Origin of the sequence: Microbacterium sp. TPU 3598 (genome assembly GCF_002356155.1) — a bacterium.
Taxonomy (GTDB): domain Bacteria; phylum Actinomycetota; class Actinomycetes; order Actinomycetales; family Microbacteriaceae; genus Microbacterium; species Microbacterium maritypicum_A.
The window spans coordinates 2,905,186-2,919,096 of sequence record NZ_AP017975.1; the positions used below are offsets into that span (position 1 = coordinate 2,905,186).

Annotated in this window: 14 protein-coding genes and 1 tRNA gene; 4 read left to right on the forward strand and 11 right to left on the reverse strand. The window is 68.2% G+C overall.

Going from position 1 to position 13,911, the window contains the following annotated elements; all coding sequences use genetic code 11:
* Positions 1-53 precede the first annotated feature (53 nt).
* Positions 54-716, forward strand: a complete 663-nt coding sequence (locus MST3598_RS13795; protein WP_029258905.1) for a LysE/ArgO family amino acid transporter — start codon at positions 54-56, stop codon at positions 714-716.
* A 6-nt stretch (positions 717-722) separates the two neighbouring features.
* On the opposite strand, the gene MST3598_RS13800 is transcribed toward MST3598_RS13795, so the two are convergent.
* The 9 genes from MST3598_RS13800 to MST3598_RS13840 all read right to left on the reverse strand — a co-directional run bounded on the left by MST3598_RS13800 (position 723) and on the right by MST3598_RS13840 (position 6,447).
* Entirely contained in the window at positions 723-1,079 is a 357-nt protein-coding gene (locus MST3598_RS13800) for an iron chaperone (protein WP_029258906.1), read from the reverse strand.
* A gap of 48 nt (positions 1,080-1,127) precedes the next feature.
* Positions 1,128-1,931 carry an amino acid ABC transporter ATP-binding protein gene (locus MST3598_RS13805; protein ID WP_029258907.1) on the reverse strand — a complete coding sequence of 268 codons (804 nt, stop codon included), beginning with the start codon at positions 1,929-1,931 and terminating at the stop codon, positions 1,128-1,130.
* Complete coding sequence (locus MST3598_RS13810) at positions 1,918-2,583, reverse strand: amino acid ABC transporter permease (protein ID WP_029258908.1); 666 nt, start codon at positions 2,581-2,583, stop codon at positions 1,918-1,920. Before MST3598_RS13810 ends, MST3598_RS13805 begins: the two co-directional genes overlap by 14 nt.
* A gap of 3 nt (positions 2,584-2,586) precedes the next feature.
* The gene (locus tag MST3598_RS13815) at positions 2,587-3,408 is read right to left on the reverse strand and encodes an amino acid ABC transporter substrate-binding protein (protein ID WP_029258909.1); all 822 of its coding nucleotides are present in this window, start codon (positions 3,406-3,408) and stop codon (positions 2,587-2,589) included.
* Between the two features lie 208 nt (positions 3,409-3,616).
* A complete protein-coding gene (gene rplA / locus MST3598_RS13820; protein WP_021201063.1) occupies positions 3,617-4,306 on the reverse strand; it encodes a 50S ribosomal protein L1 in 690 nt (229 codons plus the stop codon).
* Positions 4,307-4,317: 11 nt separating this feature from the next.
* Positions 4,318-4,749, reverse strand: a complete 432-nt coding sequence (gene rplK / locus MST3598_RS13825) for a 50S ribosomal protein L11 (RefSeq protein WP_017829145.1) — start codon at positions 4,747-4,749, stop codon at positions 4,318-4,320.
* Between the two features lie 228 nt (positions 4,750-4,977).
* Positions 4,978-6,021: a transcription termination/antitermination protein NusG gene (gene nusG / locus MST3598_RS13830; protein WP_021201064.1), complete on the reverse strand. Its 1,044-nt coding sequence runs from the start codon at positions 6,019-6,021 to the stop codon at positions 4,978-4,980.
* Between the two features lie 40 nt (positions 6,022-6,061).
* A complete protein-coding gene (gene secE / locus MST3598_RS13835) occupies positions 6,062-6,334 on the reverse strand; it encodes a preprotein translocase subunit SecE (RefSeq protein WP_096359604.1) in 273 nt (90 codons plus the stop codon).
* A 40-nt stretch (positions 6,335-6,374) separates the two neighbouring features.
* Positions 6,375-6,447 (reverse strand) — tRNA-Trp (locus MST3598_RS13840).
* A 195-nt stretch (positions 6,448-6,642) separates the two neighbouring features.
* Here MST3598_RS13840 and MST3598_RS13845 point away from each other — a divergent pair.
* Both MST3598_RS13845 and MST3598_RS13850 read left to right on the forward strand, forming a co-directional pair.
* A complete protein-coding gene (locus tag MST3598_RS13845) occupies positions 6,643-8,466 on the forward strand; it encodes an HSP90 family protein (RefSeq protein ID WP_036271551.1) in 1,824 nt (607 codons plus the stop codon).
* Between the two features lie 23 nt (positions 8,467-8,489).
* On the forward strand, positions 8,490-11,288 hold the full coding sequence (locus MST3598_RS13850) for a hypothetical protein (RefSeq protein ID WP_029258911.1): 2,799 nt from the start codon (positions 8,490-8,492) through the stop codon (positions 11,286-11,288).
* Between the two features lie 42 nt (positions 11,289-11,330).
* Here the strand turns inward: MST3598_RS13850 and poxB are convergent, their stop codons facing one another.
* Positions 11,331-13,055, reverse strand: coding sequence for a ubiquinone-dependent pyruvate dehydrogenase (gene poxB, locus MST3598_RS13855; RefSeq protein WP_021201068.1), 1,725 nt, complete (start codon positions 13,053-13,055; stop codon positions 11,331-11,333).
* 182 nt (positions 13,056-13,237) lie between these two features.
* Here poxB and MST3598_RS18545 point away from each other — a divergent pair, with 182 nt between their 5' ends.
* On the forward strand, positions 13,238-13,408 hold the full coding sequence (locus tag MST3598_RS18545; protein WP_021201069.1) for a hypothetical protein: 171 nt from the start codon (positions 13,238-13,240) through the stop codon (positions 13,406-13,408).
* A gap of 16 nt (positions 13,409-13,424) precedes the next feature.
* Here the strand turns inward: MST3598_RS18545 and MST3598_RS13860 are convergent, their stop codons facing one another.
* Positions 13,425-13,862, reverse strand: coding sequence for a pyridoxamine 5'-phosphate oxidase family protein (locus tag MST3598_RS13860; protein WP_029258912.1), 438 nt, complete (start codon positions 13,860-13,862; stop codon positions 13,425-13,427).
* Positions 13,863-13,911: the final 49 nt, after the last annotated feature.

Here is a 13,911-nt window from a genome sequence, read left to right on the forward strand (position 1 = left end):
TTCGGTAGAAATCTTCGCTTCTCTTGATGTCCGGCCGTTCCTAGGCTGTATCCATGCTCACGGTTCTCGCCGGCCTCGGCCTCGGTCTCTCCCTCATCGTCGCCATCGGCGCGCAGAACGTCTTCGTGCTGCGTCAGGGGATCCGCCGCGAGCACGTCCTCGCCGTCGTGGCCATCTGCGCGCTCTCCGACGCAGCGCTGATCGCGGCGGGCGTCGCCGGGCTCGGCTTCGTGATCTCCGCCGCGCCGTGGCTGGTGGTCGTCGCACGATGGGCGGGGGCGCTGTTCCTGCTGACCTATGGCATCCTGGCCGCACGCCGGGCCTGGCGTGGAGGTGAGGAGCTGGTCGTCGAGACCTCCGACTCCTCGCCCTCCGCATCGCTCGCATCGAGCGGCGTGACGGCGACGCTCACTCGCACGCGGTTGACACCCGTGATCCTGACGACGCTCGCGCTGACCTGGCTCAACCCTCACGTCTATCTCGACACCGTGCTGATGCTCGGATCGATCGCGGCCACCCACGGCGACGAGCGCTGGCTGTTCGCGGGCGGGGCGATCGCCGCCAGCATCCTGTGGTTCACGGCGCTGGGGTTCGGCGCCCGCTATCTGGGGCGCTGGTTGCGCACCCCGCGGTCGTGGCGCATCCTCGACGCCGTGATCGCCGTGATCATGATCGCGATCGCGATCAGCCTCGTGCTGCCGGTGCTAGGAATCTGAGCGGAGTCAGACGCTGTCTATCTGCGCGAGCCGGGCGCGGACGAGGCTCTCGAGCACGGCGTGTGGGATCGGATGCTCGGGTTGGAAGCGGATGGTGCCTTTGTCGACGCTGACGCCGGGATGCCCCTCCAGATCGTCCGCGACGGCCGCGACGGCATCCGGGCTGAACGGGTAGATGCCGATGTGCTTCTTGGCGCGCATCACCGAGAGCAGCGGCTTGCCGCCGTGCACGAGCGCGGGCATGCCGTAGCCCTTGCCCTGCTCGGACTCCGGCGCCTCCTGACGCGCGACCGCGTAGACCCGATCGATCGCCTCACGATCCGCCGTGGTGAGCTCTGCCAGGTAGTCGTCGATGGTTCCCACGAGGGCATCCTGCCACCGATCGACGCGCAGGGCGAGGACCGAGCGCGATCAGACGCCGTCGAGCGGACGCATGATGCGGGTGAGGAAACGCTTCGTGCGCTCGTGCTTCGGCGCGCTGAAGATCTCGGCCGGCGGCCCCTGCTCCACGACGACGCCGCCGTCCATGAACAGCACGTGATCGGCGGCTTCGCGCGCGAAGCTCAGCTCGTGGGTGACGACCGCCATGGTCCAGTTCTCGTCCGCGAGCTCCTTGATCACGAGCAGCACTTCGCCGACGAGTTCCGGATCGAGCGCACTGGTCGGCTCGTCGAACAGCAGCAGGTCGGGCTTGAGCGCGAGCGCGCGCACGATTCCCACGCGCTGCTGCTGCCCTCCGGAGAGTTGGTGCGGGCGGGCATCCGCCTTGTCGGCCAAACCGACCCGGTCGAGCAGCGCGAGCGCCTCGGCCACCACCTCGGCCTTCGGACGCCCCTGCACCCGCCACGGCCCCTCGATGACGTTCTCGAGCACCGTTAGGTGCGGGAAGAGATTGTGGTGCTGGAACACCATCGCGGAACGGTCGCGCAGCGCGAGTCGCTTCTGCTTCTGCACGCGGGGCTTCGGCTGCACGGCGGGCGCGAAGTCGATCTCCGGCCCGCCCGCGACCACGATCGTGCCGGCGTCCGGTGTCTCGAGCCCGTTGAGCGCACGGAGCACGGTCGTCTTACCCGAGCCGCTGGGGCCGATGAGCACGACGACCTCGCCACGGTGCAGAGTCAGATCGATGCCGCGGAGCACCTCGTTGTCACCGAAGCTCTTGTGCAGGCCACGGGCGGTGAGCAGAGCCTCTGAAGTGTTGTCAGTGCGCGACACGACTGTCGAGCCTCCTCTCGAGGGCGCTCTGCCCGAATGACAGCACCAGGCAGAACACCCAGTAGACCAGCGCCGCGGCGAGGTAGAGCACCATGAACTCGTAGGTCGTCGACGCGATCTGCTGGGCCACCTTGAACAGCTCGGTCACGAGGATCAGCGACGCGAGCGAGGTGTCCTTCACGAGGGAGATGAACGTGTTCGACAGCGGCGGCACCGACACCCGCGCCGCCTGCGGCAGGATGATGCGCGTGAGCGTGCGCGTGCGGTTCATCCCCACGGTGTACGCGGCCTCCCACTGCCCCTGCGGGACGGAGAGGATGGCCGCACGCACCACCTCGGCGCCGTAGCCGCCGACATTGAGCGACAGCGCGATGATCGCGCTCGGCCATGGATCGATCGTGATCCCGATCGACGGCATGCCGTAGAAGATCACGAACAGCTGCACCAGCAGCGGCGTCCCCCGGATCACCGAGATGTAGAACCGCGCGACGCCAGAGAGGATCGGGTTCACGGAGATCCGCATCAGCGCGATGCCGATGGCGATGACGAGTCCCAGCGTGAACGATGCCAGTGCGAGCGGCACCGTCGCCGTCAGCCCCGCCCAGGCGATCGGCCCGAGCGAGTCGAGGAACAGCTGCCAGGGGTTCTCCATCGATTACTGCGAGACGTCTTCGCCGAAGTACTTCTTGCTGATCTCGGCCAGAGTTCCGTCCGCACGCAGCTCGTCGAGCGCCCCGTCGACCGCCGTGACGAGCGCTTCCTTGTCCTTGGTGAACGCGAAGGCCTGCTCGCCGGCATCTTCGGTCTCGGCGGCGATCTTCAGACCGGTCGGGCTGTTGGTCGTCTCGTAGTCGAGGAACGTCAGCTTGTCGTTGATGGTCGCATCGACGCGGCCCTGACGCAGGAGCTCGACGGCCTGCGCCCAGCCCTCGACGCCCTCGACCTTGGCACCCGATTCGGTGGCGAGGTCGTTCCAGTTGCTCGTGAGCGACTGTGCGGTGGTCTTGCCCTCGAGGTCGGCGAACGACGAGATCGAGTCGTCGTCCTCGTTCACGACGATCACGCCGGGCGAGACCGTGTAGGGCGTGCTGAAGAGGTATTTCGCCTCACGCTCGTCATTGATCGTGACCTGGTTGGCGATCACGTCGAAGCGTCCGGCGTCGAGGCCCGCGAAGATCGCATCCCACTGGGTCTCTTCGAACTTCACCTCGAGGCCGAGCTTGTCGGCGACGGCTTCGATGATCTCCACGTCGTATCCGGTCAGGTCGCCGGCGCCGTTGTCGCCGTGGAAGCTGAACGGGCGATACGTGCCCTCAGTTCCGACGGTGAGCGTGCCGTCCTTCGCGAGACCGTACTCCGAACTCGCGGAGCTCTCGCCACTGCCCGAGGTGCTCGCGGGCGTGCTCGACCCGCTGCAGGCGGTCAGGGCTGCGGCGGCGACGACGAGTGCGGTGACGGCGATGAGACGACGGGACATGAACCCTCCTGGGGTGTGAAGCGCGGTGCGAGTTTACGCGACCGACGCGGGAACTCCCCTACAGTACGTGGCGCTCGGCGGTTCGCCGCATCCGATGACGTTGCGTTTCGCGGGCTGGCCGGCCCTCTCGGGGCCCTGCCCCGTTCGAGCGCCAGCAGGACGCAGAAACGCCCCCGGGCGAACCCGGGGGCGTTTCAGAGAGTCAGACTCAGATGGAGTTGACGTCCAGCGGGATGCCGGGGCCGAACGTGGTCGACACCGCACCCTTCTGGATGTAACGGCCCTTCGAGCTCGACGGCTTGAGGCGGACGATCTCCTCGAGCGCTGCGCCGATGTTCTCGTTCAGCTGCTCTGCGGTGAAGGATGCCTTGCCGACGACGAAGTGCACGTTGGCGTGCTTGTCGACGCGGAACTCGATCTTTCCGCCCTTGATCTCCTCGACGGCCTTGGCCGGGTTCGGAGTCACGGTGCCGGTCTTCGGGTTCGGCATCAGACCACGCGGTCCGAGCACCTTTCCGAGACGACCGACCTGGCCCATGAGCTCCGGGGTGGAGACAGCGGCGTCGAAGTTGGTCCAGCCATCGGCGACCTTCTGGATGAGCTCGGCGCCGCCGACCTCATCGGCACCTGCGGCGATCGCAGCCTCGGCCGCGGGGCCGGTGGCGAAGACGATGACGCGGGCGGTCTTACCGGTGCCGTGGGGCAGGATGACGGTGCCGCGCACCATCTGGTCCGCCTTGCGGGGGTCGACGGCGAGCTTCAGCGCGACCTCGACGGTCGAGTCGAACTTCGTCGAGCCGGTCTCCTTCGCGAGGGCGACGGCCTCGGTGGGGGTGTAGAAACGGTCTGCCTCGATCTTCTCGGCGGCAGCCTTGTAAGCCTTGGACTTGGTAGCCATGATTATTCTCCTCAGCCCTCGACCGTGATGCCCATGGAACGGGCGGTGCCGGCGATGATCGAGATCGCGGCCTCGATGTCGTTCGCGTTCAGGTCGGCCTGCTTGGTCTCGGCAATCTGACGGACCTGGTCCTTGGTGATCTTCGCGACCTTGACGGTGTGCGGGGTCGCGGAGCCCTTGGGGACGCCGGCGGCCTTCTTGATGAGCTCCGCAGCAGGCGGGGTCTTCAGGACGAAGGTGAAGCTGCGGTCCTCGTAGACGGTGATCTCGACGGGGATGACGTTGCCGCGCTGCGACTCGGTCGCGGCGTTGTACGCCTTGCAGAACTCCATGATGTTGACGCCATGCTGACCGAGCGCGGGGCCGATCGGCGGCGCCGGGTTGGCTGCACCGGCGTTGATCTGAAGCTTGATCAGGCCGGTCACCTTCTTCTTCGGTGCCATTCTCTTTCCTTTCATCGAATCGGATGCCGGAGCATCCGCTTCTCCCACAGATCCGGCGGTTCCGGAACGTGGTCGTCTCCGCGCACGCCGAAGCGTCGCACAAACCACACAAGTCTACCCGATCAGAAGGAGTCCTGCGGGCCACGGCCGCTCAGCGGCGCAACGGACGCCTGCCCGACGCAAGAACGGCCGCCCCGAGAGGGACGGCCGTTCTCGTGTGAATGTGTGTCAGACCATCTTGGTGACCTGGTCGAACGACAGCTCCACCGGCGTCTCGCGCTCGAAGAGGGAGACGAGGACCGTGAGCTTGCCGCTCTCGGGCTTGATCTCGCTGATCGAACCGGGAAGACCCGCGAACGAGCCCTCCTTGATCGTGATGGTCTCGCCGACCTCGAAGTCGACCTCGGCCGGCAGCGGACGAGCGACGGCGACGCCGCCCTTCGACGCGATGTTCTTGGCCGTGGGGACGTCCTTGACCTCGACGAGCGACTTCAGCATGTTGAAGGCCTCTTCGAAGCGCAGCGGCGTCGGGTTGTGGGCGTTGCCCACGAAGCCGGTGACACCCGGGGTGTGCCGCACGACCGACCAGGTGTCTTCCGTGAGCTCCATGCGCACCAGCACGTAGCCGGGGATGCGCACGCGGGTGACCATCTTGCGCTGGCCGTTCTTGATCTCGACCACGTCTTCCATCGGGACCTCGACCTGGTAGATCTCGTCCTCGACCTCGAGCGTCGACTTGCGCTGCTCGATGTTGGCCTTCACCTTGCGCTCGAAACCGGCGTAGGAGTGGATGACGTACCACTTGCCCGGGAGCATGCGGAGGTCCATGCGGAAGGCCTCGTACGGGTCTTCCTCGGCGTCCTCGTCGTCTTCGTCCGTCGAGGAGTCCTCGTCGGCCTGCGCGTCGTCGGCGCCGAGCTCGGGACCGTCGTAGGGAGTGACCTCGTCGGCCGCCTCCGCCTCCTGCTCGGCGACCTCTTCGGCCACTGATTCGTTGAGGACCTCAGCGGCAGCCTCAGACTCAGCCGCTTCGTCCAGGTTGAGAGCGTCGTTCACGATCGCGTCCGCCTCCGGGTCGTCGATGTCGATGTCGATGTCAGCCGTGTCATCCTCTTCGCCGTCCTCATCTTCGACGTGGACCGCGACGTGTTCCGCCGAGGTGACCGAGAGCTCTTCCTCAGCGAGGACGTTGCCCTCCTGGGCCTCGTCTTCCTCGCTGGACTGCTCTGCGGCGGTCGCCCAGTCGGCGTCGTCGGAATATCGTTCAGACACGTTGTTTTCTCCATAGCTGCGGCGCGAGCCGCGGGGGTCATCAGCCAGGGATTCCGAACACCCAGTGCGCCAAGAGCCCGAAGGCGAAGTCCAAGCCGTAGACGATGCCCATGACGATGATCACGAAGACGAGCACCACCCCGGTGAACTTGAACAGCTCCTTGCGAGTCGGGGTGACGACCTTGCGGAGCTCGGCGATGACCTGGCGGATGAACAGGGCGATGCTCCCGAAGAACTGGGAGAAGGGGTTGCCCTTCTTCTCGCGGGTGGCGCCGGCCGCGACGACCTCGCCGCGCGGTTCGTCCTGATCCATCCTGAATGTACCTTTCGTGTGTCAGCGTTGCGCTGACGCGCAGGGCGGACAGGAATCGAACCTGCAACCTGCGGTTTTGGAGACCGCTGCTCTGCCAATTGAGCTACCGCCCTAGAGACCGGGAGGTCTCGGGGTGTTCTCCCCACTCTGCCACCGTAGCCGCGATCAAAAGACCCCAGGCATGGCGAAAGAATGCAGACAACAACTGCCCCACAAGCATACGGCATCGATCCGGTCGCGCCGAACCGGGATCGCGATGGCGTGTTCTTGTTAGGCTCAGCGAGCGTATGCAGGAGGAGGGAGCGCCGGTGAGCGCTGAAGTGCAGCAGTTCCAGGTGGATCTGCGCGGAGTCGTCGATCTGCTCAGCCGGCACATCTACTCCAGTCCTCGCGTGTACCTGCGAGAACTCTTGCAGAACGCTCGCGACGCGATCACCGCCCGCCGCGAGGTCGACGGTGGGGGCGGCCGCATCCGGATCACTCCGCTGACCGCCGAGACCGGCGAGTTCGTGCTGCGCGACGACGGCGTGGGACTGACCGCCACGGAGGTCGCCGATCTGCTGGCGACGGTCGGCCGCAGCTCCAAGCGGGACATCTTCGACCTCCCCCGCAGCGACTACCTCGGGCAGTTCGGCATCGGTCTGCTCAGCTGCTTCATGGTCGCCGACACGATCGTCATCCGCTCGCGCAGCGCCCGCGGCGGCGCCTCGGTCGAGTGGACCGGCAGTGCCGACGGCACGTTCCAGGTGGCCGAGATCGACGAGGAGCTGCCGATCGGCACCAGTGTGCACCTCGTCCCGCGCTTCGACGCCGACGAGCTGCTGCGCCCCGCCGCCGTGCACGAGCTGGCGACGACGTTCGGGGAGTTCCTGCCGGTGCGCGTCACGATCGACGCCGCCGCCGGCGACATCGACATCACCCGAGACGCTCCGTTCCTCGACGCCGCGCAGGACCCCGAAGCGGCGGTCGGCTACGGTCGGGATCTCCTCGGCGCGAGTCCGCTCGACGTCATCGAGCTGAGCGAGCCCGCGACGGGCACGCGCGGCCTCGCGTACGTGCTGCCGTTCGCCCCTCCTCCCGGTGCACGCCAGGCCACGCGCATGTACCTGGGACGGATGCTGCTCTCCGAGCGCGTCGACGACGTGCTCCCCGACTGGGCCTTCTTCGTGCGCGCCGTGATCGATTCCACCGGCCTCGCTCCCACCGCGAGCAGGGAATCGCTCGTCGAGGACGCGGCGCTCGAACGCGTGCGCGAGCAGCTGGGCGCCGGCATCCGCCGCTGGGTGCTCGAGCTGGGGCTGCGCGAACCCCATCGTCTCGCGCAGTTCGTCGCCGTGCACGAGGTCGGCCTCAAATCCCTGGTGCGCCACGACGAGGAGCTCGCCCACTTCATCTCCCGCTGGTTGACGGTCGAGACGACGCACGGCACGGTGCGGGTCGGCGACCTCGTCGAGAGATACCCGCACATCCGCTATGCGCAGAGCGTGGACGAATTCCGCCAGGTGGCCGGCATCTCCCCCTCCGATGAGGTGCTCGTCAACGGCGGCTACCTCTACGACGCCGATCTGATCCGGATGCTGCCCGACCTCTACCCGCACGTCTCCGTCGAAAAGGTGGATGTCACGGGCGAACTCGATCGTCTCGATCCGCCACCCCTCGACGACCGCGATGCGGCCGTCGCCCTCGAAGCGCGCGCCGGTGCCGTGCTCGCCGCATCCGACTGCTCCGTGGTCGTCCGGTCGATCGACCGCCCCGATCTGGCCGGGCTCTACGTGGCCGACCCCGAGGTGCTGCGGGCGATCGACCGCGGACGCACCAGGGGCGTCACCGGGGCCCTCTGGGGCGGTGTGCTGGATCGCATCGACCAGACCCTGTCATCCGCCCGCGACGACGATCTGCGCGCGCGCCTGTGCCTGAACTGGTCCAATCGGGTCGTGCGCGCCCTGGTGCGCGTGCAGGACGACGCCGTCTTCGCGCGCACCGTGCAGCTCCTCTACATCCAGGCGCTTCTCGCCGGGCACCATCCGCTCGCGGACGCCGACCGGACGCTGATGACCAGCGCCCTCGCCGACCTCGTCTCGCTCTCGGCCGGTCTGGAGGGCGACACCATCCCCTTCGGCGACGCCCGCTGACTCTTCACCGAAAGGTCCCCTCCATGGCACGTCCGAAGAAGCGCTTCCAGCAGCTGATCGAGGAGATCGATCGCACCCCCTGGGGGCCCGCAGAGCAGGCGCTGGTCTCCGAGGCCGTCGCCCTGGCGATCGAGATCGGCGACGAGCGGCTCGAGTACGAGGCTCGGATGCGTCAGACCGCGTCGGCGAACATGAACGGCGCCACCGACGTGATGCTCAACTCGTTCGCGTGGTGCCTCGCCCATCACGATGCCGACCCGCAGCGCTTCCCGGCCGATCTCGACAACGGCGGAGCCGATCTGATGTGGCAGTTCAAGTGGATGGCCTCGTCGCTGCGGTCCTCCCCCGCGTTCTCGCAGGAGCAGATCGCCGCCGTGCTCGACGACATGGAGTCGCACTACCGCGCCGCGGGGCTCGGCGTCAGCGGCGTGCTCACCGCGCGCTTCGAGGACGCCTGGGACGCCGGTCGCATGGACGAGGCCGAGGCGCTGCGCGTGCAGCTGGAGGCGACGCCGCGCGACGACCACAGCCACTGCGACGCCTGTGGACGCAGTCAGATCGCGGGCTTCTTCGCCGACACCGACCGCGACGCCGAGGCGATCGTGCTCGTCGAGGAGATGATCGAGGGCGGATTCTCCTGTGGAGAGGAGCCCGAGCACGCCCTCTCGCGCGTGCTCCTGCCCTACCTGCGTGCCGGACGCCTCGACGAGGCGAAGACCGCGCATCTGCGCAGCTACCGACTGGCCAAGGACAACCCCGACAACCTTCGCATCGTCGCCAACAACATCGTGTTCGCAGCCCTCACCGGCAACGAGGCGCGCGCGCTCGCACTGGTCGAGAAGCACATCTCCTGGCTCGCGCACGACGGCCTGAACGTCGACGCCCACTTCGCGGCTCTCGCGGCCCTCGCCGTGGCGCTGGACCGGGTGACGGCCGTCGGACACGGCGACACTCCCGTGCGCGGCGCGGAGTCGGCCGCCCTCGTCCCGTTCTTCGGCGAGCACGACGGCACCTGGAGCGCCGCCGAGCTCGCGGCAGCCGCGTGGACCGCTGCGGAGCGGATCGGAGCGGGCTTCGACGAGCGTGACGGGACGGACGGGCACGCCCGCAGCCTGGAACGGATGCGGGCGCTGGCGGACGAGCGGTACGACGTTCCGATCCGCTCCGACGCGTTCGTCGCCGCGGCACCCACCACCACACCGGTCGACGCGGACGGATGGTTCGAGCGGGCGATGCAGCTCGCCCAGTTCGGCGCCGAGCACGAGACGCTCGAGGCCCTGCCCCGTGCCCTCGAGGTCGAGGACCCCGCCAAGCGCGCCCAGCTGCTCTCGATGCGCCTGGGCATCCTGATCGCCCTCGATCGCGCCGACGAGGCCCTGCAGCTTCTGCCGGAACGCATCGCTGCGCTGCGGGCGGCCGGCCGCGACGTGCAGGCCGACCTCGAGGAGCGCATCGGCCTCGCGACGTTCGGCCTGAACACCCCGGAGACGACCGCCGCGCTCGAAGAGGAGATCGGCGCATCGGACGACCTGCCCGCCTGGACGCGCGGCGACCTCGCGATCAGCCGCGCCGCCCTGCACCTGCAGTCCGGCGAACCCGACGCCGCGCTCGATCACGCCGAGGTGGCGGCGCGGTCGTTCGCCGAGGCCGAGGACACCCGTCTGACGAACACCACGACGCTGCTGGCCATCTCGGCCGTGCTGAGCAAGGGCGACCTCGAAGCGGGGAGCGCGCTGCTCGACCGCTTCCTCGCTCAGGACGACCTCAGCGCGGGCCACCGGGCCCAGGCGCTGCAGACCCGCGCACGCGTGCGCGGCGGCGGGAACACATACCTGGAGGGCGCGGCCGATGCCGACGAGGCCTGCCGCCTGCTCGCCGAACTGGGAGCGACCCGCGCGCTCGGTGACGCGCACCTGCTCGCCGGAGCCCTCTGGGAGGACGCGGACGAGCCGGAGAAAGCCGTCTCGCGCTACCGCCTCGCCGCGCGCCTGGGAGGCGAAGCCGGAGCGGACACGACCGGACTCGACTTCCGTCTCGCGCGCGCGATGCTGCGTGTCGGCGATGCAGAAGAAGCCGCAGAGCTGTTCGGCGACGTGCTGCAGCGCGAGGAGGAGGCCGACGTCCCCGCCGGCTCGCGCGCCATGACCGTGTCGATGCTCGCGCGCGCCCTGAGCGCCGCGGGCGAGTTCGGTCAGTCGGTCGGTGCGCACGGCTATGCCTCCGAACTGTTCGGGCAGGCCGAGGAGCACGCGGACCAGGCGATGTCGATGACGGAGCAGGCCAAGATCCTCGCGCGCTTCGACGAGCACGACGATGCGATCGCCCTGTTCGAGTCCGCCGCCGAGATCGTGCGGCGCGCGCCCGAAGCCGTCGGCGCGCTCACCGAGGTTCTGCACAGTCTCGGCCAGGCCTACGGCGGACGCGGCGATGAGCGGGCGTTCGGGCTCTTCGACGAGGTCGCCGCCCTCGCGCAGCAGCACGAGGCCGAGTGGCTGCTCGCGGATGTGACCGACTCGCGCGCACGGGCGCTGGCCGAGCTCGGCCGTGTCGATGAAGCCGTCTCGGCTGCTCTCACCGCGGCCGACGGCTTCGCAGCGCTCGGAGACCTGGGCTCGGCCGGAGGCTCGGAGCTGTTCGCGGCACGGGTGCTCGCCGGCAACGAGCGCTCAGCCGACGCGGTCCCGGTCTACCGCAGCGCCATCGAGCACGCGGCCGGACACCCGCCGCTGTTGCAGGTGTCGGCCCTCGAGCTCGGCAACGTGCTCGAGGCACTCGGCCGTCACGGCGAAGCCGCCGAGATCCGCGCGCACCTGGAGAGCTGAGCGCAGGGCCGGCGAGACGGCGCCGTCGCTGGGGGCGCCGTCTCAGAAGAGCTGGCGCCAGTTGGCCTTCGCGAGATCGAGGAGTTCGTCGCCGCGCCCGGACATGACCGTGCGGATCGCGTAGAGCGCGAAGCCCTTGACCTGCGCCGCCTCGATCGCGGGCGGCATGGAGAGCTCCTGCCGTTCGGTGACCACGTCGAGCAGAGCGGGACCGTCATGGGCCAGCACTTCGCGGACGGCGTCGGGGAGGTCCTCGCTCCGCTCCACCCGGCGTGCGAAGATCCCCATCGCCTCGGCGATCGCAGCGAAGCTGGGGTTGTCCAGCCCCGTCCCGTACGTCACGAAACCGGCGGCCTTCATCTCGAGCTCGACGAAGTTCAGCGACGAGTTGTTGACCACGACGGTCTTCACGGGCAGCTTGTTCTGCGTCAGGGTCAGCAGCTCGCCGAGCATCATCGAGAGGCCGCCGTCACCCGCGAGCGCCACGACCTGACGGTCGGGGTGTGCGACCTGGGCCCCGATGCCGTGCATCAGCGCATTGGCCATGGAGCCGTGCGTGAACGAGCCGATCAGTCGCCGGTTCTCGGTCATCGAGAGGTATCGGGCCGCCCACACGGTCGGCGACCCCACGTCGGCCGTGAAGATCGCATCGTCGGCCGCGTATTCGTCCAGGAGACGAGCGAGGTACTGCGGGTGGATGGGACGCTTGCCCTTGGCCGGCACCGCCAGCTCGTCGAGCTTCTTGCGAGTCTTGCGGTAGTGCGCGGTGGCATCGTCGAGGTGCGTGCGGTCGTCCTTGCGCGCCAGTCGAGGCAGCAGTGCGTCCGCCGTGGCACGCACATCGCCGACCAGCCCCAGATCGAGCGGATGCCGCTTGCCGAGCTGGGCACCACGGATGTCGACCTGGATCGTCGTCGCGTTGTCGGGGTAGAACTGCTCGTACGGGAAGTCGCTGCCCAGCACCAGCAGCGCGTCGGCGGCCTCCATGGCCCGGAAGCCCGAAGCGAAGCCGAGAAGCCCCGTCATCCCCACGTCGAAGGGGTTGTCGTACTCGATGAACTCCTTGCCGCGGAGCGCATGCACGATGGGAGCACCCAGTGTGTCGGCGAGCGCGATGACCTCGTCGTGCGCGCCCTCGACGCCGGCTCCCGCGAGGATCGTGACCTTCTTCGCGGCGTTCAACAGCGTCGCCGCCTTCTCGAGCTCCGCCGGATTGGGCACGACCACCGGGCGGGTGCGCTCGATCACGACGGCACGGTCGTCGGCGATGTCCGCCAGGGCGACGTCACCGGGGATCACGAGCACCGCGACCCCGCGCTCTTCGATGGCAGCACGCATGGCGATCTCCATCAGGCGCGGCATCTGCTTCGGATCGGCGACGTACTCGACATAGACGCTGCACTCGCGGAAGAGCTCCTGCGGATGCGTCTCCTGGAAGTATCCGGTTCCGATCTCGGTGGTGGGGATGTGGGCGGCGATCGCGAGCACGGGAACACGTGAGCGGTTGGCGTCGTAGAGGCCGTTGATCAGATGCAGGTTCCCGGGCCCGCAGGATCCGGCGACGACGGCGAGCTCGCCGGTGGTTGCGGCATCGGCGGCGGCGGCGAACGCGGCGGATTCCTCGTGCCGCACATGCACCCATCGGATCGTGCCGTCTTTGCGCAGCGCATCCGTGAAGCCGTTCAGCGAGTCCCCGGGAATGCCGTAGACACGGTCGATCCCGTTGGCGTGCAGAGTCTTGACGATGTTCTCAGCGACGTTTGCCATGCTTCGACCCTACGCCCGAGGCACGGGGCTGAGGCTCGTCGGACGACCGTGACAGATGTCACTCGAACTGCCGACATCCGACACTGTCGCCGCTTCGACGCGCGATCTAGCCTCGAAGCATCAGAAGAAGCCGAGACGCTCGCCGGCGCATCCGGGGTCACGGCACGACGAGAGGATGCAGAATGAGCGACTTCGCCATCGGAGACACCGTGCAGATCACCGGACCGACGATGACCGGCAATGTCGGAACCGTCGTCTCGATCGACGGGAAGCGGGGAAAGTACCTCGTGCGCATCACGGACGTGACCCAGAACTACTTCACTTCCGAGGAGTTGAAGCTCTTCTCCGCCTGAGGGCGACGAGCGGCGCTCAGTACTCCTGAGCACCATCCCGGTCCGGCTCTGCACTGCGACGGAACGCCCGCCCGGAGACCGACGTCGGGTCGATGCGCACGTAGACGCGCTTGAGGGTGGGGATCCAGGGGCGAAGGCCCGCGGCATCCGCGCGGTGCACGTCCGCATCCGCCTCCAGAGCGGTCGCGTGCCCGCGAACGATGACGCTCCAGGCGTCCGTGTCGGTATGATCGTCGACCTCGAACAGCACGTCGGTGTTCACCGTCAGCTCGAACAGCTTGCTGCCCGGCGCCGTGCGGAACAGGATGCCGTCGCCGTCGACCACGTAGTTCACCGGGAAGATGTCGATCGTGTCCCCGACGTGGGTGACGAGTCTTCCCAGTTCCTGCGTGCCGAGCAGCTCCCGGCTCCGGTCGGTGGTCAGCATCTCGATGGGGTCGGTGTGCGCGCTCATGCCGCCATTGTCTCGCACTCGATGTCCCCACCGACAGGGCATCCGTCCC